Below are 22,672 nucleotides of genomic sequence, written 5' to 3'. Positions count from 1 at the left end.
CAAAAAAGGCGGTATCCGGAAAATGGATGCCGTCTTTTTTTCGATGCCCTGCATCCGAAGGAAGCCGCAAGCAGCAGGTGAAAAAGCATAAAAAAGAGAACTGCCGCATCAGAGCAGTTCTCTTTGGAAGAAGTTTAATAGAAAGTGCAGCCGCGTTTTCACAGGTAATATACTGGTCGGTTGTTGCTTTCAGCACATGAAATTCCCTGTTTCCTTCGTAGGAAATGAAGAAGAAAATCAGAGTTCCTCTTTCGTGCAGATCAGATCCGTTTCCAGACGGCTCCGCCGCGTACATCAGCAACTTCAATGCCCTGGGATTTCAGGTCATCGCGGATTTTATCTGCTTCTGCAAAGTTTTTGGCTTTTTTTGCCTCATATCGTTTCAGAACAAGAGCATCAATTTCCGGATCTCCTTCGCCGGTAATCTGATAGCCGGACGCGGTGGAAGCAGAAGTTGTCTTTGCAGCCTCTTTTCTCTTCGCATCTGCATGAGCGAGAAGGGAAAGACCGAGTACCTGATCGAAACTGTCGAGAAGCGCCAGCTTTGCAGCATCATGCATGTCTGCTTTTAACACATCGTACAGCGTTGTGATGGCAAGCGAGGTGTTGAGGTCGGCATCGAGCGCTTTCTGGAATTTCTCTTTTAAAGCAGTCATAGAAGCTTCCTCGGCCGGTCCGTCTTTCGGGTCTAAAGCGGCGATGCGGGCGATCAGCTTGTCGTAGGCAATTTTGGCGTTGTCCAGGTTTTCCCAGGTGAAGACAAGCGCCTTACGGTAATGGGACTGGAGGCAGAAGAAACGGTAGACGAGAGGATCATAACCTTTTTCCTCAAGAAGAGAAACGGTTAAAAACTCACCTTTCGATTTCGACATCTTTCCAGTCGATGTATTCAGGTGATGCACATGGAACCACTGCGGGCACCAGGCGTGGCCGAGGTAGCTTTCGGACTGTGCGATCTCGTTCGTGTGGTGCGGGAATGCATTGTCTACGCCGCCGCAGTGCAGGTCAAGGTATTCGCCATTGTATTTCATGGAGATACCGGAGCACTCGATGTGCCATCCCGGATAACCGACGCCCCACGGGGAATCCCATTTCAAGGCCTGGTTCTCAAATTTGGATTTCGTAAACCAGAGAACGAAATCATTTTTGTTGCGTTTGTTTGTATCTTCCTCTACGCCCTCACGCACACCGACCGCGAGGTCATCCTCGTCGTGATCGTTGAACACATAGTAGTGGTCGAGACGGCTGGTGTCAAAGTAAACATTTCCGCCGGCAAAGTAAGCGTAGCCGGTGTCCATCAGTTTTTCAATGATTTTGATATATTCGTCAATGCATCCCGTTGCCGGCTGTACGACATCCGGGCGCTTGATGTTCAGCTTTTTGCAATCCGCAAAGAATGCATCGGTGTAATACTGTGCGATTTCCATGACTGTTTTGTGCTCGCGCTTTGCACCTTTGACCATCTTGTCCTCGCCGGTGTCCGCATCGGAGCTTAAATGGCCGACATCGGTGATGTTCATGACACGGTTGACGTCGTAGCCTTCATAGCGGAGTGCCTTTTCCAGGACATCCTCCATAATATAACTGCGCAGGTTTCCGATGTGCGCAAAATGATAAACGGTAGGTCCGCAGGTGTACATTTCTACACGGCCCGGTGTGTGTGTCAGGAATTCAGCTTTTTTATGGGTTGCAGAATTATAAAGATACATAAAAGAAGTCTCCTTTTTTCTTTTCGTGCGGATACGGATGCAGAAGTGATGATACACAAGAAAGCAAAAAAGCGTCTGCTGTATCCGACAAGGATATCAGAGACGCCGCGTGCGGTGCCTGTTTTCCGTGTACTGCACTGGTTCCTTATTAAAATTAATATTAGCAGGATTTTTTTTTGATGTCAATAGTCCGGAGACTGTCGAAGACAAAAAGTAAGAAAGTGTTACTGTTCACACGCTACTATCCCGCGAGGCGTTTTGGCATGAATATGTCAAAATCCCGAGACATACAGCGCGAATTTATGCGGTTAGCATAAATTCTGTGCATCGCGAAGCGTGTTACTGAGAACGGAGTGAACAGTAACAAGAAAGTGATTTCGGTGTGAGCGGTCTTCATGGAAGGCTTTGCTTTGTAAAAGAAGGAAACGAAAGTAAAAAACGAAAGTAAAAAACGAAAGTAAAAAACAGTATGACGCTCTTAAATAAGAAGAAATGTGATTTTCAGAAGTCTGTTTTTGCGTCCGGCAGGATTCTTTCCCGGAGCAAAATCTGAAACAAATACAAAAAGACAGTGCTGCAGAACGCAAATGGAAAGAAACAATTATTTGTGTAATCTTTTTTTATTATAAAACCGAAGAATACAGGAAAATAGAAAAACAGCATCAGAACAATACCCAAAAAGAGGAAAATAGAGGATTTTGATGACTTTAAATGCAGTTTATACACTTTTCTCCTGCATCGGATATTGACAAACAGAGAGAGTTCTGGTTATAATGAACCCAGTTGTTTTTGGACAAACGGACAAATGTACGGGCATGAGGGATGAAGAAAACAAATCTTGTTGGACGCATCTCCTTTTTGTACTATTCGTTTTGATGTGGTAAAGTGCCAAAATGAAAAACGGTGGAATGGCGAAGCCGTTCCGGTAAATGTCCGGATGATGCAAAAACAACGCGAATCCATGAAAGGAGTTAGGAAGAAATTATGAAAAGAAAAATTGTAAGCGCATTACTTGTTATGAGTATGACTGCAAGCCTGGTTGCCTGTGGAAATTCCGGCAGCGGAAGTTCTGATCCGGCGGATGAGAGTGTAAGCGTAAGCAGCAGCGCATCTTCCGAAAGCAATGCAAGCGCATCTGCAAGCAGTGAGAGCGAAGCCGAGGCAGAGGAGTCCGAAATGCCGGAAGGATACGATGAGACCAGCACAGAGCTCTATAACGAGGCACTGGGCGATTTCAACGATGCACTTGCTACTGCAAAGGAAGCAGAAACGGTGGATGAGAGATATGCCCTGATGGCAGTTGCCGAGGGAAAACTGATGGAGTCCGCCATGATGTACCCGCTCACCTCAAGAGGTGGTACGTACGCGATGTACAGAATGGCTCCGCGCACCAAGGACTATACCCTTTGGGGAAGCGATAAAGACCGTTATCATCAGTATGTTGTAACAACTGACTTTATCAAGGCAGAAGATTACAACGAGATGAGAGCAAAATGGGATGAGCTTAAAGGAACAGGAACCTATGAGAGCTGGGTAAAAGAATATCTGGCAGGAAAAGGTTACACCTTAAAAGACAGCTTCTCCATGCCGTATGCGAGCGATCCGGTAACATGGGACGGACTTGCAACTTCCCGTGCGGCAGATACCGATGCGATCATCAATACCTATGACGGACTGATGGAGTACGATGTAGAGGGAACTCTGCAGCCGGCACTGGCAGAATCCTATGAAGTATCTGATGACGGACTGACCTATACCTTCCACCTTCGTAAAGATGTAAAATGGACCGATTCCCAGGGACGTGAAGTGGATACTGTAAAAGCAGATGACTTCGTGGCCGGAATGCAGCATATGTGTGATGCACAGGGCGGTCTGGAATACCTGGTACAGGGCGTGATCAAAAACGTATCCCAGTACATCAGCCGTGAAGTTACCGATTTCGACGAGGTTGGTGTAAAAGCTGTTGATGACTATACCGTAGAGTACACACTGGAAGAGCCATGCAGCTACTTCATGACCATGCTTGGCTACACCATCTTCATGCCGATGAGCAGAAGCTACTATCAGTCCCAGGGCGGTAAATTTGGTGCTGAGTACGATTCCTCCGCAGCAGATTATCAGTACGGAAAAGATTCCAACTCGATCGCATACTGCGGACCGTACCTGGTAACCAACGCTACAGCGAAAAATACCATCGTATTTAAACTGAGCGATTCTTACTGGAACAAAGACAACGTAAACATTAAAACCCTGACCTGGCTGTTCAATGACCAGTCTGATGTTACCAAAATGTACACAGATGCAAAAGCAGGTACCGTTGACTATGTAAACCTGAACACCTCCACTATGGAGACAGCAAAATCCGAAGGTCTGTACGACCAGTACGCAGTAGTTTCAGATACCGATGCTACTTCTTTCATGGCATTCTACAATATCAACCGTACTGCGACTGCAAATGCCAACGACGGAACAACAGCAAAGAGTACAAAGTCTGACGAAGAAATCCAGAGAACGAACAAAGCACTGCAGAACGTTCACTTCAGAAGAGCGATCAGCTTTGCAGCAGATCGTGGCGCTTACAATGCACAGCAGGTTGGCGAGGATCTGAAGTATACTTCCCTTAGAAATACCTTTACCCCGGGATATTTCGTAAGCCTGTCAAAAGACACTACCATTCAGATCAACGGAACCGACACAACCTTCCCGGCAGGCACCTACTATGGTGAAATCGTACAGAAACAGATCGACGCCGACGGCGTGAAGATCAAAGTATGGGATGCCGAAAACAAGACCAGCGATGGCTTTGATGGATGGTACAATCCGGAAAACGCAGTAGAAGAACTGAATACCGCAATCGAGGAGCTCGCAGAAGAGGGCATCACCATCGATGAGAGCAACCCGATCCAGATGGAATATCCATATCCGTCTGCAGTAGAAGTTTACACCAACAAAGCAAACTCCTACAAGAAATCAGTAGAGGCTGCCCTTGGCGGAAAAGTTGTGATCAATCTGGTTGATGCCGTAGACCTGGATGGATGGTACTATGCAGGATACTATGCAAACTATGGTTATGAAGCAAACTACGACGTATACGATGTCTCCGGATGGGGTCCGGACTTTGGTGATCCGTGCTCTTACCTGGATACCATGCTTCCGGACTACGAAGGATACATGACCAAATGTTTCGGTATCTTCTAATTTTGGAAAAGGTAAAATTGGAAAGATCAGAACAGTTGAAAGCCAATGAATAAACCGGCAGGGGGATGGGAACAAAAAAAGCCATTCCCCTGTCATATTGTGTTAAGGAATGAGAGAATATGACAAAATATCTTTTTAAGCGTTTGTTGCATGGCCTTGTTTCCGTAGTAATCGTTGTTGGATGCGTTATGACTATGATTTATTCTCTGATGGACCGAAATCTGATTTTCGCACAGGACGCCACCTATTCCCATCAGAGCAATAACCAGAAAAAGGTGTACAAATATCAGAAGTGGGAGACATACGGATATCTTGATTATGTAACCTATGCAGATTATTTGAACGCTCTCAAAGCAAAAGGCGAAATTGACGAGGATACGAGATCCAAAGCAGTAGCATTCGGAAGAACGAAAGACCAGGATTCAGAACTGGTATCTGAATATGTAAAAAAATTTACAGCTTATTATAAAGCAAAAGGTTACACCGTAAGAAGATACGATGCGATCATGATGGGTAAGAAAAAATATGCCAACGGCGGACAGCAGCAGCTGTTTGCATACAGGGATATTCCGCTTGCAACGCGTCTCGGAAAATATTTTTCCGGTTTGATTGACATCGACAGCATTCACGATGCTGCAAAGGTAGAAGGTAAGAGGGGGATTACATTTACCTTACACGATCCGGTATATGGGGGAAAGAAATTTTCACCGGCCATCATGGGAAATGGCACAACACACAAGTACTTGATGTACTTTGACTCAAAATTCCCATACTTCCATCAGAATATAATCACCATAAATTTAGGAAAGTCCTATTCCGTAAATGAGGGTGTGGATGTAGCACTGACCATGACCCGCGCGCAGGGATCCTACGTAAAATCGGAGATTACCTACCCAAGCGGTCTGGTGGAATACAGTGCAGACGATCTGCACAGCGCAACGTATATGAGCGAATCTCAGGATGCAAGCGCTGTTCATTCCGATCGGTTCACAGATGACTATACCAACGTGGATACAATTAAGAGTGGTAAATCAAAAATCGGCTATTCCTTTGTAATCGGTATCATTGCCGTAATTCTTTCCTATCTCATCGCGGTGCCGCTTGGCATTCTGATGGCGAGAAAGAAAGACAAACTGGTTGACCAGCTTGGAACCATCTATATTGTATTCATTATAGCAGTACCTTCACTGGCCTATATTTTCCTGTTTAAGGCAATCGGAGGAAAAATGGGTCTGCCAACCACCTTTGACATGGATTCGAAGAGCAAGCTGATGTATATTCTGCCGATCGTTTCTCTGGCACTGCCGCAGGTGGCAAACCTGATGAAATGGCTGCGTCGATACATGATCGACCAGATGAACTCCGATTACGTAAAATTCGCAAGATCCGGTGGTCTGACAGAGGGAGAAATCTTTACGAAACACATTTTGAAGAACGCAGCGATTCCGATCGTGCAGGGTGTTCCGGCGAGCGTACTGTTCGCACTGACCGGAGCCATCATCACCGAGCGTGTGTACGTAGTACCTGGTGCCGGTAATCTGCTGACCGAAGCAATCAGCAAATATGATAATGGTGTTATCGTAGGTGTTACACTGTTCTACGCAGTGCTCTCCGTGATTTCCATCATCCTGGGCGACGTTTTGATGTCCATGGTGGATCCGCGAATCTCATTCTCAACGAAAGACAGGTAGGGACTTATGAATTATGATTTAGATAAATTCGGTCTGTCTGAGGAAGAACTGTTTTCTCCTGTAGATAACAGCTCTCTGGAGTCTGAGAAAATTACGGCTCCGAGATATTCCTACTGGCATTCCGTGTTCCGCGTATTTTTTAAGAAAAAAATCAATATTGCCGTACTTTGCCTCCTGGGTGTGATTCTGCTGATGACGTATGTGTATCCGCTCTTTGTGGAGTACGACCGTTTCGCCAATCTGATGAACGGCGCGACAAAACATCTGTCTCCAGGCAAAGCATTGCAGCAGCTTGGATTCAATATTCACTGGATTTTAGGATCCGGTGCTTCCGGACAGTCGACATTTGACGCTGTCTGGTTTGGTTCCAGAATTTCAGTTTCCCTGGCGTTTATCTGTGCGCTCATCAACCTTTCGATTGGTGTGATTGTCGGATCTGTCTGGGGATTTTCGAAGAAGGTTGACGTTTTCATGATGGAGGTTTACAACATCATCGGAAATATTCCGTATGTACTTCTGATCTCCGTCCTGGTGCTTATTTTTTCTCCGAGCTTCTGGACCATGGTATTTGCACTGACCGTTACCGGATGGCTTGCCATCGCGTACTTTATCCGTACGCAGGTCGTTATCATCCGTGACAGAGAGTATAATCTGGCATCAAAATGTCTTGGAACTTCGATTTTCCGCATTGCGATGAAGAATATTCTCCCGTTTATGACATCTGTCATTGTTACTCTGGCGGCAACTGAGATTCCGTCCTACATCTCTTACGAGGTGTTCCTGGCTTACATCGGTATGGGACTTTCTGACATGTCTCTTGGAAGACTGATCTATGAGGCTGAAGGCGCCATGCTGACACCGGGATGGGGATTCGAATTCTGGAGTCCGGTTGTTGTCGCTTCAATCATCACCGTAGTATTATATGTAGTTGGACAGAACCTTGGAGATGCGTCCGACCCGAGAACACATATGTAGGAAGGAAAGCCGCATGGAAGATAAAAAAGTATTATTATCGATTAAGGACTTACAGGTAAAATTCCGTGTCCGCGGCCGTATCCTGACGGCAATCCGGGGCGTAACGCTGGATATTTACGAGAATGAGTCCATTGCTATCGTAGGAGAGTCCGGCGCCGGTAAATCCGTATTCACAAAAGCGTTTGCGGGAATGCTGGACAGCAACGGCTTCATCGACCAGGGAGATATCATTTTTAACGATGCCGAGCTGAGCGATACCGTTGTGCCGCTGAACTCTTATGCCAAAAAGACCATCGCATCCACCTGGGAAAAACTGAATGAGTATTCCAAACTGGAATATGGTTCAGAAGTATTCCTGAAAATGAAGGCGCTGGAGCAGGAAAAAGAAGAAAAAATGACGCTGAGCGAGGAAGAGCGTGAGAAAGCAGATGCTGAAATCAAGGAACTTGTAATAAAGAGAACCGAACTTTTCAACTATAAGCAGACACTCGATACTTCCAAAGAAAAAGCGAAAATCAAAGAGACATCTGCCGAGATTTCCCGACTGGATGGAGAGATCAAGGCTCTGCAGAAAGCAAAAGAGGAAAAAATCAAGGCACACAAACAGGCTGCCATGAACGATACGGCCTACAATCAGGCGTATGAGGCAAAAATGGCAGAGTACAAAAAAGAGTACGCCGGTCTGACAGCAAAAGAAATTACGGACGAGACGAGAAAGAGAAACGAGATTCTTGCCAAAGAGATCTATCTTTCTGTCGGACGTTACAAACTGCGTAAAAAGGTTCGCATGATCAAGAAGCTGCACGAGGCATTCAAAGCTGCGATGGAACGCGGTGTGGATCTGAATGACGAGCAGAAACGGAACAGCGTTTTCGACCAGGCAACTTTCCGTGTACGCTATCTGGATGAGACACCGGAGCGGCTTCATGGAACCTGTATCATTAACCTGGCAAAAATCCAGGATCCGAATGACTGGGGCCAGATCCGCGGTAAGAAAATTGCAACCGTATTCCAGGATCCGATGACTTCCCTGAACCCGATTATCACAATCGGAAAACAGATTACTTCTGTTATCATGAAGCATCAGAATGTCAGCGAGGTGGAGGCGAGAGCACAGGCGCTTGAGCTGATGGAAAAGGTTGGGATTCCGAACGCAGAGCAGCGTTTCGATGATTATCCGTTCCAGTATTCCGGCGGTATGAGACAGCGTATCGTTATTGCGATTGCACTTTCCTGCCGTCCGAAGATTCTGATCTGCGATGAGCCGACAACTGCGCTGGACGTTACGATTCAGGCACAGATCCTGAAGCTGATCAAGGATCTTCAGAAAGAGTACAACTACACCATCGTGTTTATTACCCACGACCTTGGTGTCGTAGCGAATATCGCAGACCGTGTTGCCGTTCTGTACGCAGGACAGATCATCGAGTTTGCAAACGTAGAAGAGCTGTTCTACGATCCGCGCCATCCGTACACCTGGGCACTGCTTTCTTCCCTGCCGCAGCTTGCGGAGCGGAATACAAAGCTGTTTTCCATTACCGGTACGCCGCCGTCTCTGTACAATAAGATTATCGGAGATCCGTTTGCACCGCGTAACCAGTACTGTCTGAAGATTGATACTCTGGAGGAGCCGCCGATGTTCAAGGTAACGGATACCCACTATGCCAAGACCTGGCTGCTGGATCCGAGAGCGCCGAAGACGGAGAAGCCGGAAGCTATTCAGAATATTCACGAAAAACTGTTAAAAGCATATAACTTATAGGAGAGTTTGAAAGTGTCTACAAAGCAGGAAAGCAAGACCACTGTTTCGCATCTGCCGGAGCATGGTCCGATTGACGAAAATGGAAGAGAAATCTTACTGCAGGTAAAAAATGTAGATATCACTTTCGGCAAGGGCGATGACGCAGTCAAAGCGGTAAAAAATGCTTCTTTTGACATCTACAAGGGAGAGACCTTCTCCCTCGTAGGCGAGTCCGGTTCCGGAAAGACAACGATCGGCCGTGCGGTCATTCGTGTCAACCCGTGTTCCGCAGGAGAGATCCTGTATAAGGGCGTTAAAATTTCCGGTAAGATTCCGCATTCCCTGGACCGGGAGGTTATCCGAAACATTCAGATGGTATTCCAGGATCCGGCCGCATCGTTAAATGAGCGTGCGACGGTCGATTATATCGTATCCGAGGGTCTTTACAACTTCCATCTGTACGAGAACGAGGCAGACCGTGTGAAAAAGGTAGAGAACATGATCAACGAGGTTGGTCTTCTGCCAGAGCACCTGACCCGTTACCCACATGAGTTCTCCGGCGGACAGCGCCAGCGTATCGGTCTGGCCCGTGCCATGGTTATGGAGCCGGAGCTGGTTGTAGCCGATGAGCCGATCTCCGCACTGGACGTATCGATCCGTGCCCAGGTCCTCAATCTGCTGAAAAAATTCCAGAGAGAAAAACAGGTTACTTATCTGTTTATTGCTCATGACCTTTCCATCGTTCGGTTCATTTCCGACCGTATCGGTGTTATCTACAAAGGAAATATCGTAGAGGTTGCGGATGCAGAGGAGCTGTTTAACTTCCCGCTGCACCCATACACGCATTCTCTGATTTCTGCGATTCCGATTCCGGATCCGCAGCTCGAGAAGAATAAGGTGCTGTACACCTACGACCCGTCCATCCATGATTATTCCGTGGACAAACCGGAATTCGTGGATATCGGACACAACCACTTTGTATATGGAAATAAAAAAGAGATCGAAGAGTACAAGGCACTCCGTGAAAAGGGAGAGCCGCTGCAGCCGATCACCATCCGAAAGCCTGGCGAGGAAGTAAAAGAGGAGAACCACGAGGTTCATCTTTCCAAGGCAGAAGATGAATTCCTGAAAACTCCGGTTCACGATACCGGAAGCGTCTGGTACAAAGTGCTGTCATTCTTCTTCCCGATCATCGGTATCATCGCAGCGATGGTATACAAAAAGAAACAGTACTATCACAACTACAAAGCATGCAAGCAGGGCGCGCTGTACGGATTTGCCGTACTTGCCGTGATTCTCCTGATCTTTATCATTGCATTGATTTTAGTTGCCCTATAGTGGACAGGAAAGAAAAAGTGGCCCGGAACCAGAAAAAAGGTTCCGGTGCCGCTTTTTTTGATTTACGCGAGCAACGAGCCAAAGTCCGTGCTTGCACGAGACCTTGGCGACTGCCGCGATAACTTGAGAAACTCGCGGAGCGTGTTTCTCATAGTTTACAGGAAGCTTCGTTGAACTTTCCTGCAAATCAAAAAGCCTTCCGGGCAGAACGCTTTCTTATGCCGGTTCACAAAAGAGAAGCGTGAGAAGAATTCCGTTCCGATTTTACTTGACGGGAGATGTGTTTTTTGGGACAATAAATCACAGCAAAAAAGAAAATAAAAGGAAAGAGGAGCAACAGAATGGGAAGAACAGTAAAAGATCCGAACAGACGGCTGCCAAAGCCGGTACAGAAGGTCTGGCTTTCCGAAAAAAATGTCGGACGGCGCATCCTGCTTGTAGTACTGCTTCTGGCGATTGGATCCGGTTTTCTGGTGTATGGTTTTATGAACTTTCTGCACGGAGATTCCGGCTGGCGTGAGATCAGTGTAAAGGCAGGCGCGGATTTGAACTGCGGTGAGGATTTTACCTTGAAATATAACGTTGGCGCAAGCGGGGTTTCCGCAGGCGGGGAGGCAAAGGTACTTTCGCTGCTTTACACAGATGCGGCGGTGAAAGGCTACCGGCTTTTCAATATAGATGAGAGCTTTGAGGATGTGACAAACCTGTATGATATCAACCAACATCCAAATGAAGTGCTGACGGTAGATCCGGTTTTATACGATGCACTGAAAAAAGTATCCGATGCCAATTGCCGGGAAATTTATCTGGGACCGCTGTATGCGTCCCTGGAAAATCTCTGCGCCAGCAATGATGATGCGGCTGCAGCGCAGTTTGATCCGAACCGGAACGATGCGGCAGCAGAAGAAACGGCAGCAGTTGCTGCCTTTACACAGAACCCGGATGATATTTCACTGGAGCTGTCAGGGGAAAACCAGGTCTGTCTGCATGTGTCAGACGCGTATCAGGCGTATGCCGCAGAGATGGGCTATACCGCATATCTCGACTTTTTCTGGATGAAAAATGCTTTTTTGATTGATTATCTGGCGGATACGATTCGCGGCGAGGGCTATCAGCTCGGCATTATTTCCAGTAAGGACGGTTTCGTGCGCTGTCTCGATGAGACGGGAGAAAAAGAGTACCGGTATCCGCTGTATCATCTTTCCGGGAACGAAATCCAGTCATACGGAACAATGACGTATGAAGGACCGAAAAGCATCGTGTTTTTCCACGCTTACCAGGCGGGCAGCCCGGATGCGTACCGCTATTATCAGTATCAGGACAAAACGATGTGCACGCCGTATCTTAGCGCGGCAGACGGAAAAGACCACACAGCAGCATCCGAACTGATCGTCTATTCCGGTGAATATGGCTGTGCCAATACGCTGCTTGCAGCATTTTCTGATTATCAGGCCGAATCGCTTTCCAGGGAGTCCCTGGAAACACTGACTTCACAGAACATTTACAGCATCTGGTTTGAGGACGATGAGATGCAGACGACAGATGAAGATCTTGCCGTAATCGTAGGAAATGAATAAAAAACAAACCAGATTTGCATTGTACAATCGCAGTTAGGATGGTAGAATAAAAACAGAATTTGAAAAATCATTTCCACAATCTGCAAGCCCCACTTCGCGATCTGTTTTGACCTTATCCGGTTGCTGCAGACCGTTTGGGCTGAAAATGGGACTCGCAGCTCACGAAAAGCTTTTTTCAAACACGCTCTGGCATGAATGAGTGCTTTTTTATGCGATTTTGTATGGGGGAAGCAGCAGCGAGAGCACGTAAAATAAAAAAGGAGGGGTTATAATTTTGAAAATGGAAGAAAAATTATACGATTATATGGATTGGGCGGAAATAGAAGCCGTGGTCTATTCTGAGGAGAATCATCCAAGAGATATCTTAGGCCCGCGCGTAACGGAGGATGGTGTTTTGATTCAGGCGTTTTTCCCGGATGCAACCCGTGCAGCCGTACATACGATCCGCGACGGAAAACAGACCGAGATGGTTTGCGAGGATGAGGCGGGATTTTTCGCTGTGCTGCTTCCAGGAAAGAAAATTCCGTCCTATACGCTGATCTACTGGGACGGCGACGGAAACCAGATGGAGCATTACGATCCGTACGCCTATCCGATGCAGTTCACCGAGCAGGAACAGAAACAGTTTGAAAACGGCATCTGTTATTCCATCTATGAGAAGCTGGGTGCACACCCGGTAAAGATCGATGGTATCAGCGGTGTTTACTTCGCTGTCTGGGCACCGAATGCGATCCGTGTCAGTGTTGTCGGAAATTTCAATAACTGGGACGGAAGAGCATATCAGATGAATCTTCTGGAGTCCGGAATCTACGAGCTCTTTATCCCCGGTGTTCGCGCGGGCGACATCTATAAATATGAAATTAAGGCAAAGGGCGGTCTGACGTATCTGAAATCGGATCCATACGCGAATGCAGCACAGCTGCGTCCGAACAATGCGAGTGTTGTGGTTGATCTTGGAAAATATGCCTGGCAGGATGAGAACTGGATGAAGAAGCGTGGTGTCACACAGGGCGACAAAGCGCCGATTTCTGTTTATGAAGTGCATCTTGGCTCCTGGAAAAAACCGGACGATGGCCGTGAATTTTATAACTACCGTGAGATCGCTCCGATGCTGGCTTCTTATGTGAAAGAGCTCGGCTACACCCATGTTGAGCTGATGCCGGTGATGGAGCATCCGCTCGATGAATCCTGGGGTTATCAGGTAACGGGCTATTACGCACCGACAGCACGATACGGAACGCCGGATGACTTCCGCTATTTTATGGATACGATGCACCAGAACGACATTGGTGTTATTCTCGACTGGGTACCGGCACACTTCCCGCGCGATACCTTCGGACTTTCTGCGTTTGATGGAACGTGTCTGTACGAGCATTTTGACCCGAGACAGGGATCCCATCCACACTGGGGCACGCTGATTTACAATTACGGCAGACCGGAAGTAAAGAACTTCCTGATCGCCAATGCGCTTTTCTGGGCAAAAGAGTACCATGCCGACGGAATCCGTATGGATGCGGTTGCATCGATGCTGTATCTTGATTATGGCAAGCAGGACGGGGAGTGGGTCGCAAATATCTACGGCGGAAATGAGAACCTTGAGGCAATCGAATTTTTAAAACATCTGAACTCCATCTTCAAAAAAGAGTTCCCGGATGCGCTTCTTATCGCAGAGGAATCGACTGCATGGCCGAAGGTGACGGGAGAACTCGACGATGAAGGACTTGGCTTCGACTACAAGTGGAACATGGGCTGGATGAATGATTTTACGGAATATATGAAAAACGATCCGGTATACCGCGGGGCACATCACGATCAGCTGACTTTTTCTATGGTATATGCATACTCGGAGAAATTCATGCTGAGTCTGTCGCACGATGAAGTGGTTCACCTGAAAGGGTCTATGTATACCAAAATGCCGGGTACACCGGAGCAGAAAATGGCAAATCTTCGTCTGGCGTACGCTTATCAGATGGTGCATCCCGGAAAGAAGCTTCTGTTTATGGGACAGGAATTTGGACAGGAAAAAGAGTGGAATGAGAAACAGTCCCTGTCCTGGGAGCTTCTTGAGGACAAGAAACATCTGCAGTTAAAGAACTATATGGCGGCACTTCATGCATTCTACAAAGCAAATCCGGCATTGTATCAGCTTGACGAAAAGCCGGAGGGCTTTGAGTGGATCAATGGCATGGAGTGGGAAAAGAATCTTCTGATCTTCCTTCGCAGAACAAGGAAGAAAGAAGATACGCTGCTTGTCATATGCAACTTCTCGAATGTCGAGTACGATGATTTCCGCATTGGTGTGCCGTATCCAGGAAAGTACAAAGAGATGTTCAACAGCGATGCGGAAAGCTATGGCGGAACAGGCGTCGGAAATCCACGCGTGAAAATGTCGAAAAAAACAGAGTGCGACGAGCGGAAAAACTCGATTACCGTAAAACTCGCACCGCTTTCTGTTCAGGTATTTTCTTATACGAAGCCGGAGACGGGCGCTGCAAGCAATAAGAGCGCAAAGGCAAAAACTGCAGCGAAAGCGGCAGCAGAGAAGAAAACCGGAAAGAAGGGAAAACCGGCTGGAAAAACGGAAGAAGCAGTAAAAGCAGTAAAAGCAGTAAAAGCAAAGAAAACAACAAAGACTGCTCAAAAAGCAGAGAAAAAAGCAGAGAAAAAGGTATCGGAAAAAACGGTGAAAACCGCAGAGAAAAAGCAGGGAACTACGACTGCGACAGAGAAGGTGGAGAAAGCCGTAAAGCAGGCGATCGACAGCAAACCGGTGAAAACGGTAGAGCAGACGGTGGACAAGCTGGTGAAAGCCGGAAAATCCGCAGCGGCAGAGGCAGCAAAAGCCGTGGAAAAATACCGCGCAGCCGCCGATCCGGAAAAGAAGCCGGCTACAAAGCCGGAAACCAAGTCGGAAGCAAAATCAGAGGCAAAACCAGAGACAAAAACGAAAAAAAGCACAGGCATGAGTGAACTCGGCGAGGAGCTGCAGAGAAAATTCGAGACAGAGGAGAGATAACACATGGTGAATCTGACAGCGGCGGAACGCGTCTATGAATACTGGATCGACAAGGCCTCTTCGGCTGCCGATCTGGTGCTGAAGATTGTGTTTGCAGTAATTCTGTTTCTGGTTGCACGCAAACTGATCCTGTGGCTCTGTGGTCTGATCCGGAAAAACATGCGGCGTTTTCACACGGAGGAGGCGGTGGTCAGTTTCACCGTTTCCATGGTGAAATACAGTCTGAACACGCTGCTGGTGCTGACCATTATCGTTCAGCTCGGCATCGTATCCGAAGCGTCGATCGCAGCAGCCATCGCCTCCGCCGGTGTTGCCGTATCCCTGGCATTGCAGGGCGGCCTCTCAAACTTTGCAGGCGGGGTGATGATTCTGCTGCTGAAGCCATTTAAGGTCGGTGACTACATCATTTTCCCGGGCGAAGGCCAGGAGGGAACGGTCAAAAAGATTGAGATGTATTACACGACAATCAACAGCATCGACAACCGTACCATCATGATCCCGAACGCCAATCTTACGAATCACACCATCATCAACGTGACGGCAATGGACCGCAGAAAGCTGGAAATCAAAGTCGGCATTTCTTATGAGTCCGATATCAGAAAAGCGAAGGATATCCTGCGCCGCCTCGTTGAGGAGGAGCCGCATTTTCAGTCGGAGGAGCAGCAGTTTTTCGTAGATGAGCTGGGCGAGAGCGCGATCACGGTCGGTCTGCGCGCCTGGGTCGCAACGGAAAATTACTGGCCGGTCAAATGGAAAATGAATGAGCGCATCAAAGAAGAGTTTGACGCGGCGGGAATTTCCATCCCGTATAACCAGCTCGATGTCCACATCTGCCCGGAACCGGCGAACAAAAAAGCCGGAAAAGGCGATAAATAAAGGATATTTTGAAAATTAACCCTTGCAATTGCACGGAAAAGGTGCTATAGTAAAGTTGTTAATAAGTGACTGTTAAGGAGTGGACGATTTCGTCCACTCTTTCTTGTGTACAGGGAAATGAAAGAATTTTTCGAAAGTTTCCCTAAATCAAAAAAGGTGGTGAGGATTTGAGCAGAAGAGAAGAATACGAACAGAAGGCAGAAGAACTGATCACTCCGATTGTAGAAGCCAATGGTTTTGAACTGGTGGATGTGGAGTATGTCAAAGAGGGCGGTACCTGGTACCTGCGTGCTTACATCGACAAAGAAGGCGGAATTACCGTAGATGACTGCGAAATCGTCAGCCGTGCATTTTCTGACCGGCTGGACGCAGAGGACTTTATCGATGACGCCTATATCATGGAGGTCAGCTCCCCGGGCCTTGGACGTCCGCTGAAAAAAGAGAAAGACTATAAGAGAAGCATGGGAAAAGAGCTGGAAATCCGGACATACCGTGCGATCGAGAGAAACCGGGAATTTTACGGAATACTCACCGCATATGATGATAACAGTGTGACCATTTTGGAGGAGGACGGAACAGAGCGCGTCTTCCAGAAAAGCGATATTGCATTGATCCGTTTAGCATTTGATTTCTAAACAGACGCAGATACAGGAGGAAAAGAGAAAAATGAATACAGAATTAATGGAGGCCCTTGAAGTTCTTGAGAAAGAGAAGAATATCAGCAAAGATACCCTGCTTGAGGCAATTGAGCAGTCGCTGATCCAGGCCTGTAAAAACCATTTTGGCAAAGCAGATAATGTAAAGGTAAGCATTAACGCCCAGACTGGTGATTTCAAAGTCGTAGCAGAGAAAACCGTTGTTGATCTGGTACAGGATCCGATCATGGAGATCGCCCTTTCCGATGCAAAACGTGCAGACTCCCGCTATGAACTCGGCGATATCGTTCCGGTAGAAATCAAATCCAAAGAGTTCGGCCGTATTGCAACCCAGAATGCCAAAAACGTCATTCTTCAGAAGATCCGTGAGGAAGAGCGTAAAGTTCTGTTTGATCAGTACTTCGAGAAAGAGCACGATGTGGTTACCGGTGTGGTACAGCGCTATGTGGGACGCAACGTCAGCATCAACCTCGGTAAAGTAGACGCTCTGCTGACCGAGAACGAGCAGGTCAAAGGCGAGAAATTTGAGCCGACCCAGCGTGTGAAAGTATACGTTCTGGAAGTAAAGAATACAACCAAGGGACCGAAAGTCATGGTATCCCGTACCCATCCGGAACTCGTAAAACGTCTCTTTGAGTCTGAGGTTTCCGAGGTTGCAGAAGGCATCGTAGAGATCAAGAGCATTGCCCGTGAGGCAGGAAGCCGTACGAAAATGGCAGTATGGTCCAACGATCCGAACGTCGATGCAGTCGGCGCATGCGTCGGTATGAACGGAAGCCGTGTCAACGCGGTTGTCAATGAGCTGAACGGAGAGAAGATCGACATCATTACATGGGATGAGAACCCGGCACTCCTGATCGAGAACGCACTGAGCCCGGCAAAAGTTATCTCCGTTATGGCAGATCCGGATGAGAAGACCGCAAAAGTAATCGTTCCGGATTACCAGCTTTCCCTTGCCATCGGTAAAGAGGGACAGAACGCAAGACTTGCCGCACGTCTGACCGGATTCAAGATCGACATTAAGAGCGAGACCCAGGCACGCGAGGCAGGAGACTTCGACTACGTAGAAGAAGAGGAATACGAGGAAGAGGACAATTACGATGAGTCCGCAGCAGAGGAGGAAACCATCTCTGCAGAAGAAAACTTCGACGAGAATGATGTAGAAACAGCAGAGAAAGCCGGAGACGAAGAGTAATTAAAATAAAAACAAAGGCGGGATGAGCATTTGAGTACAGTTCGTAAAGTGCCGCTGCGTAAATGCATTGGCTGCAATGAAATGAAAAACAAAAAAGAAATGATCCGCGTGGTGAAAACCACCGAAGGAACGATTGTTCCGGACACAACCGGAAGAATGAACGGACGCGGTGCTTATGTCTGCTCTCTGGAATGTCTGGGGAAAGCAATGAAAAACAAAGGACTTTCCCGTTCTCTGAAGGCAGAAATTCCATCAGAGGTTTATGAGCAGTTAAAGGAGGCATTTGCGAAGATTGAACAGTCAAAGTAAAGGATTATCCATGCTGGGCCTTGCCATGAAGGCGGGTAAGGTATCGAGCGGCGAATTTGCGACCGAGCAGGCCGTAAAGAGCGGCAGCGCATACCTTGTCATTCTGGCGGAAACGGCGTCGGCCAATACACAGAAGAAATTTCGCAATATGTGTGCATACTATAAAGTGCCATGCATTCTTTTTGGGGACAAAGAGCAGCTTGGAAGAGCCATCGGAAGAGAATACCGTTCTTCCCTTGCCGTATGTGAAGCGCATTTTGCAGAAAAAATAGCAGCATTGTTGGCAGAAGCGTAAGGCGTAAGGCCGGAAAGGTCGGTGGATGGATGCAGGAAACACGAAAACCGCAGAAAGAGGAGAAAAGATCATTGGAAAAGAAAGATACAGAAAATATGGAAATGAAGAAACCGGAAGAGCAGGCAAAACCGAAGAAAAAGAAAATTATTTCCGTTGTGCGTCCGCAGAACGCAACAAGTAAAGAAGCAAAAGAGTTCACAAAGAACCAGGGACAGAAAAAAGACCGTCCGTCCCGCGGAAACGGCCGTCCGGAAGGAAACCGCAATGGAAACGGAAGAAGCGAGGACCGTCCGAACCGTGGAAACGGAAACGGCGGAAATGGAGATCGTCCGAACCGCAATGGAGACCGTCCGCAGGGAGAGCGCCGTTTCAACAATAACGGAGACCGTCCGAACCGCAATGGAGACCGTCCGCAGGGAGAGCGCCGCTTCAACAATAACGGAGACCGCCCGAACCGCAGCGGAGACCGTCCGCAGGGAGAACGCCGCTTCGGCGGAAACAATGGAGACCGCCCGAACCGCAGCGGAGACCGTCCGGGAGGAGACCGCAATAACGGCGGAAGAAGCGGAAACGGTGAGAGAAGCGGAAGACCATTCGGTGAGCGTTCCGCACGTCCAAACGGAGGCAGACCGGGAAATAATGGCGGAAGACCGTTCGCAGGAAAGGATGATGATTCCCAGAATCAGAACCGCCGTCCGGGAGGAGACCGCCGCAGAACCGAGCATAAGAGCTCTGCAGGCGATACAATGAGCCTTGGCATCAAGAAGCCAGGCCGTGATACAGGAAGAAAAGAAAAAGACAAAAACAAAGATTCTTTAAGAGAAAATAAATTCAGTGAAGACAGAGGAAGAGGCGGAAACCGTCCGAACCAGGGACATCATCAGCAGTCCAGACTCCCGAAAGCGCTCCAGAAACCGGTCAACAAACCGAAACAGGAAGCTCCGAAGGATGAGGTAAAGGAGATTACCCTGCCGGAGAAAATGACCATCCGCGAGCTGGCTGAGAAGATGAAAATGCAGCCGGCAGTCATCGTAAAGAAACTGTTCATGGAAGGAACGATGGTTACCGTAAACCATGAGATCGATTTCGAAAAAGCACAGGAAATCGCGCTTGATTATAACATCATCGCTGAGCCGGAAGAGAAAGTCGATGTGATCGAAGAGCTCTTAAAAGAGGACGAAGAGGATGAAAAAGACATGGTTCCGCGTCCGCCGGTAGTCTGCGTTATGGGACACGTTGACCACGGTAAAACATCTCTTCTGGACTGCATCCGGAACACCCATGTCACCGACCGTGAGGCTGGCGGTATTACCCAGCACATCGGTGCATACACCGTTTCGATCAACAAACAGAAGATTACGTTCCTCGATACCCCGGGACATGAGGCATTCACCGCTATGCGTATGCGTGGAGCCAATGCAACGGATATCGCCATTCTCGTTGTCGCAGCAGACGACGGTGTGATGCCGCAGACCGTTGAGGCAATCAACCATGCAAAAGCAGCCGGCGTTGAGATCATCGTTGCGATCAATAAGATCGATAAACCAGGCGCAAACGTAGAGCGTGTAAAACAGGAGCTCTCCGAGTACGAACTGATTCCGGAGGACTGGGGCGGAAGCACCGTATTCGTTCCGGTATCTGCAAAGAACAACGAAGGTATCGACGATCTGCTTGAGATGATCCTTCTGACTTCCGAAGTGCTTGAGCTGAAAGCAAACCCGAACCGGAAAGCAAGAGGTCTTGTCATCGAGGCTGAGCTGGATAAAGGAAAAGGACCGGTTGCTACCATTCTGGTACAGAAAGGTACCCTGCATGTCGGCGATTACATCGCAGCAGGCGCATGCTCCGGTAAAGTCCGTGCGATGATGGATGATAAGGGACGCCGCGTCAAAGAGGCAGGCCCGTCTACTCCGGTTGAGATCCTCGGACTTTCCGATGTTCCGAACGCAGGAGAGATCCTCGTTCAGACCGATAACGATAAAGAAGCAAAGAACTTCGCAGCAACCTTCGTGGCAGAGAACAAGAAGAACCTGCTTGAGGAGACAAAAGCGAAGATGTCCCTGGATGATCTGTTCAACCAGATTCAGGAGGGTAACTTAAAAGAACTGGCACTTGTTGTCAAAGCCGATGTACAGGGATCTGTCGAGGCAGTAAAACAGAGTCTTGTCAAACTCTCCAACGAGGAAGTTGCCGTACGCGTCATCCACGGCGGTGTCGGTGCGATCAACGAGTCCGACGTTATGCTGGCAACCGCATCTTCCGCCATCATTATCGGATTTAACGTACGCCCGGATGCGAACGCAAAATCCATGGCAGAGCAGAACGGCGTAGACATCCGTCTGTACCGTGTCATCTACCAGGCAATTGAGGATGTTGAGGCAGCCATGAAGGGTATGCTTGAGCCGGTTTACGAAGAGAAAGTTATCGGCCATGCCGAGGTACGTCAGCTCTTCAAGGCATCCGGTGTCGGAACGATCGCCGGAAGCTATGTACTGGACGGAACGTTCCAGAGAGGCTGCAAAGTTCGAATCAGCCGCGAAGGAAACCAGATCTTCGAAGGAAATCTGGCATCCCTCAAACGTTTCAAAGACGATGTCAAAGAAGTGCGCTCCGGCTATGAGTGCGGTCTTGTATTTGAAGGATTCAACGATCTTCAGGAGTTCGATCAGGTCGAGGCTTATATCATGGTAGAAGTGCCGAGATAGAAATGAGGAATTAAGTTGAGAAAAAACAGTATTAAAAACACCAGGATCAACGGGGAAGTACAGAAAGAGCTTTCCAACATCATCCGGAACGAGATCAAGGATCCGCGCATCGGAATGATGACCTCTGTCACAGCGGCAGAGGTAGCGCCGGATCTGAAGACGTGTAAAGTATATATCAGTGTGTTTGGCGATGATGAGGCGAAGAAAGAAACCATCCGCGGCTTAAAGAGCGCGGAGGGCTTCATCCGCCGTATGCTGGCCAAGACCATTAACCTCCGCAATACACCGGAGCTGACCTTTGTCCTGGATGAGTCGATTGAATATGGCGTTACGATGTCGAAACTGATTGATGAAGTAACACACAAAGAAGACAAAAAGGATGAGGAAAATGAAGAAAATTGAAGAAATTCTAAACGGAGTCTCCTGCATGGCCATCGCCGGACACGTTCGTCCGGACGGTGACTGCATCGGTTCCTGCCTGGGATTATACCAGTATCTTCGCGACAATCGGCCGGAGATTCAGGCAGATGTCTATCTTGAGGATCCACGGCCGGAATTTTCCTATCTTCCGGGTTTTTCTGAGGTAAAGACAAGCTGTGAAGAGAAAGCGTACGACCTTGTGGTCCTTCTGGATGTATCCAGCGAGGAGCGCATCGGCGTTGCCGCACCGCTTCTTGCAAAAGCGGGAAAGACGATCTGCATCGATCACCATGTGACGAATACAGAATATTGCGAAATCAATCACGTAGAGCCGGATGCAAGCTCTGCCTGCGAGGTGCTGTTTGGGCTTCTGGAGGAAGAAAAGATCTCCGAGCCGTGCGCCGAGGCGCTGTACACCGGTATTGTGACCGATTCCGGCGTATTCCAGTACAGCAGCACCTCTCCGCACACGATGCGGGTTGCGGCCGCTCTGATGGAAAAGGGAGTTCCGTTTACCAGAATCATCGAGGATGCATTCTTCAAGAAAACATACGTACAGAACCAGATTATGGGACGCACGCTGACAGAGAGCATCATGCTTCTCGACAAGCAGTGTATTGTCGGTATCGTGCGGAAGAAGGTCATGGACTTCTATGGCCTGACATCGGGAGATATGGACGGCATTGTCATCCAGTTAAAAAATACAGAAGGCGTTCACGTAGCGATCTTCCTGTATGAGCTGGAGCCGCAGGTCTTCAAAGTAAGCCTCCGCTCCGACGAGCTGGTTGATGTGAGCAAAATCGCAGCCGTATTCGGCGGCGGCGGCCATATCCGTGCGGCTGGCTGCACGATGTCAGGTTCTCCGTATGATGTAATCAACAATCTGACTCTGTATATCGAAAAACAGCTTCTTGCAGAAGAGGAAGAAGAGACGACAGAGGAAGAAGCATAAACAGGAAACAGCCGGGCGC

General features: G+C 48.2%; 17 protein-coding genes. 15 read left to right on the top strand and 2 right to left on the bottom strand.

Translation table 11 applies throughout. The annotated features are described in order from the left end of the window. Positions 1 to 260: 260 nt before the first annotated feature. Positions 261 to 1,709, bottom strand: coding sequence for a cysteine--tRNA ligase (gene cysS, locus DWX32_RS07595; RefSeq protein ID WP_118640256.1), 1,449 nt, complete (start codon positions 1,707 to 1,709; stop codon positions 261 to 263). A 984-nt stretch (positions 1,710 to 2,693) separates the two neighbouring features. Between cysS and DWX32_RS07590 the strand changes: the two genes are divergently transcribed. The 6 genes from DWX32_RS07590 (at position 2,694) to DWX32_RS07565 (ending at position 12,229) form a co-directional block, all read left to right on the top strand. Next, positions 2,694 to 4,907, top strand: coding sequence for an ABC transporter substrate-binding protein (locus DWX32_RS07590; protein WP_117509191.1), 2,214 nt, complete (start codon positions 2,694 to 2,696; stop codon positions 4,905 to 4,907). A gap of 119 nt (positions 4,908 to 5,026) precedes the next feature. Then, positions 5,027 to 6,598, top strand: coding sequence for an ABC transporter permease (locus DWX32_RS07585; RefSeq protein WP_118640257.1), 1,572 nt, complete (start codon positions 5,027 to 5,029; stop codon positions 6,596 to 6,598). Between the two features lie 6 nt (positions 6,599 to 6,604). Beyond that, entirely contained in the window at positions 6,605 to 7,573 is a 969-nt protein-coding gene (locus DWX32_RS07580) for an ABC transporter permease (protein ID WP_055228618.1), read from the top strand. 13 nt (positions 7,574 to 7,586) lie between these two features. Further along, on the top strand, positions 7,587 to 9,335 hold the full coding sequence (gene oppD / locus DWX32_RS07575) for an oligopeptide ABC transporter ATP-binding protein OppD (RefSeq protein WP_118659565.1): 1,749 nt from the start codon (positions 7,587 to 7,589) through the stop codon (positions 9,333 to 9,335). Between the two features lie 12 nt (positions 9,336 to 9,347). After that, positions 9,348 to 10,652 carry an ATP-binding cassette domain-containing protein gene (locus tag DWX32_RS07570; RefSeq protein WP_270423095.1) on the top strand — a complete coding sequence of 435 codons (1,305 nt, stop codon included), beginning with the start codon at positions 9,348 to 9,350 and terminating at the stop codon, positions 10,650 to 10,652. Between the two features lie 341 nt (positions 10,653 to 10,993). Next, positions 10,994 to 12,229, top strand: a complete 1,236-nt coding sequence (locus DWX32_RS07565; RefSeq protein WP_118659563.1) for a hypothetical protein — start codon at positions 10,994 to 10,996, stop codon at positions 12,227 to 12,229. Here the strand turns inward: DWX32_RS07565 and DWX32_RS20865 are convergent. Then, entirely contained in the window at positions 12,154 to 12,408 is a 255-nt protein-coding gene (locus tag DWX32_RS20865) for a DUF6783 domain-containing protein (RefSeq protein WP_416388117.1), read from the bottom strand. The genes DWX32_RS07565 and DWX32_RS20865 overlap by 76 nt on opposite strands. A gap of 101 nt (positions 12,409 to 12,509) precedes the next feature. Here DWX32_RS20865 and glgB point away from each other — a divergent pair, with 101 nt between their 5' ends. From glgB to DWX32_RS07520, 9 genes are all read left to right on the top strand, one after another. Continuing rightward, the gene (glgB, locus tag DWX32_RS07560) at positions 12,510 to 15,245 is read left to right on the top strand and encodes a 1,4-alpha-glucan branching protein GlgB (RefSeq protein WP_118659632.1); all 2,736 of its coding nucleotides are present in this window, start codon (positions 12,510 to 12,512) and stop codon (positions 15,243 to 15,245) included. A 3-nt stretch (positions 15,246 to 15,248) separates the two neighbouring features. Beyond that, positions 15,249 to 16,121: a mechanosensitive ion channel family protein gene (locus DWX32_RS07555; RefSeq protein ID WP_022462926.1), complete on the top strand. Its 873-nt coding sequence runs from the start codon at positions 15,249 to 15,251 to the stop codon at positions 16,119 to 16,121. 167 nt (positions 16,122 to 16,288) lie between these two features. Then, positions 16,289 to 16,756 (top strand): ribosome maturation factor RimP, encoded by a 468-nt coding sequence (rimP, locus tag DWX32_RS07550; protein WP_022462927.1) that lies wholly within the window; start codon positions 16,289 to 16,291, stop codon positions 16,754 to 16,756. Positions 16,757 to 16,787: 31 nt separating this feature from the next. Further along, positions 16,788 to 17,972 carry a transcription termination factor NusA gene (gene nusA / locus DWX32_RS07545; protein ID WP_117804402.1) on the top strand — a complete coding sequence of 395 codons (1,185 nt, stop codon included), beginning with the start codon at positions 16,788 to 16,790 and terminating at the stop codon, positions 17,970 to 17,972. Positions 17,973 to 18,002: 30 nt separating this feature from the next. Further along, entirely contained in the window at positions 18,003 to 18,281 is a 279-nt protein-coding gene (rnpM, locus tag DWX32_RS07540) for an RNase P modulator RnpM (RefSeq protein WP_022462929.1), read from the top strand. Next, a complete protein-coding gene (locus DWX32_RS07535; RefSeq protein WP_055221524.1) occupies positions 18,265 to 18,576 on the top strand; it encodes a L7Ae/L30e/S12e/Gadd45 family ribosomal protein in 312 nt (103 codons plus the stop codon). The genes rnpM and DWX32_RS07535 overlap by 17 nt, the downstream gene beginning before the upstream one ends. A gap of 95 nt (positions 18,577 to 18,671) precedes the next feature. Then, positions 18,672 to 21,281, top strand: a complete 2,610-nt coding sequence (gene infB / locus DWX32_RS07530; protein ID WP_334291847.1) for a translation initiation factor IF-2 — start codon at positions 18,672 to 18,674, stop codon at positions 21,279 to 21,281. Between the two features lie 15 nt (positions 21,282 to 21,296). Beyond that, positions 21,297 to 21,683 carry a 30S ribosome-binding factor RbfA gene (gene rbfA / locus DWX32_RS07525; RefSeq protein ID WP_022462931.1) on the top strand — a complete coding sequence of 129 codons (387 nt, stop codon included), beginning with the start codon at positions 21,297 to 21,299 and terminating at the stop codon, positions 21,681 to 21,683. Beyond that, a complete protein-coding gene (locus tag DWX32_RS07520) occupies positions 21,670 to 22,653 on the top strand; it encodes a DHH family phosphoesterase (RefSeq protein ID WP_118659561.1) in 984 nt (327 codons plus the stop codon). Before rbfA ends, DWX32_RS07520 begins: the two co-directional genes overlap by 14 nt. Positions 22,654 to 22,672 lie beyond the last annotated feature (19 nt).

It is taken from the genome of Blautia sp. AF19-13LB, assembly GCF_003479105.1.
Lineage (GTDB): Bacteria > Bacillota > Clostridia > Lachnospirales > Lachnospiraceae > Fusicatenibacter > Fusicatenibacter saccharivorans.
Note: the sequence above shows the minus strand (reverse complement) of the source record. Positions and strands in the feature narration are given on the sequence as shown.

What these genes read in the sequence shown, in the direction of transcription:
- cysS (WP_118640256.1), bottom strand. Translation starts at nt 1,709, where the DNA reads ATGTATCTTTATAATTCTGCAACCCATAAAAAAGCTGAATTCCTGACA.
- DWX32_RS07590 (WP_117509191.1), top strand. Translation starts at nt 2,694, where the DNA reads ATGAAAAGAAAAATTGTAAGCGCATTACTTGTTATGAGTATGACTGCA.
- DWX32_RS07585 (WP_118640257.1), top strand. Translation starts at nt 5,027, where the DNA reads ATGACAAAATATCTTTTTAAGCGTTTGTTGCATGGCCTTGTTTCCGTA.
- DWX32_RS07580 (WP_055228618.1), top strand. Translation starts at nt 6,605, where the DNA reads ATGAATTATGATTTAGATAAATTCGGTCTGTCTGAGGAAGAACTGTTT.
- oppD (WP_118659565.1), top strand. Translation starts at nt 7,587, where the DNA reads ATGGAAGATAAAAAAGTATTATTATCGATTAAGGACTTACAGGTAAAA.
- DWX32_RS07565 (WP_118659563.1), top strand. Translation starts at nt 10,994, where the DNA reads ATGGGAAGAACAGTAAAAGATCCGAACAGACGGCTGCCAAAGCCGGTA.
- glgB (WP_118659632.1), top strand. Translation starts at nt 12,510, where the DNA reads ATGGAAGAAAAATTATACGATTATATGGATTGGGCGGAAATAGAAGCC.
- DWX32_RS07555 (WP_022462926.1), top strand. Translation starts at nt 15,249, where the DNA reads ATGGTGAATCTGACAGCGGCGGAACGCGTCTATGAATACTGGATCGAC.
- nusA (WP_117804402.1), top strand. Translation starts at nt 16,788, where the DNA reads ATGAATACAGAATTAATGGAGGCCCTTGAAGTTCTTGAGAAAGAGAAG.
- infB (WP_334291847.1), top strand. Translation starts at nt 18,672, where the DNA reads ATGGAAATGAAGAAACCGGAAGAGCAGGCAAAACCGAAGAAAAAGAAA.
- DWX32_RS07520 (WP_118659561.1), top strand. Translation starts at nt 21,670, where the DNA reads ATGAAGAAAATTGAAGAAATTCTAAACGGAGTCTCCTGCATGGCCATC.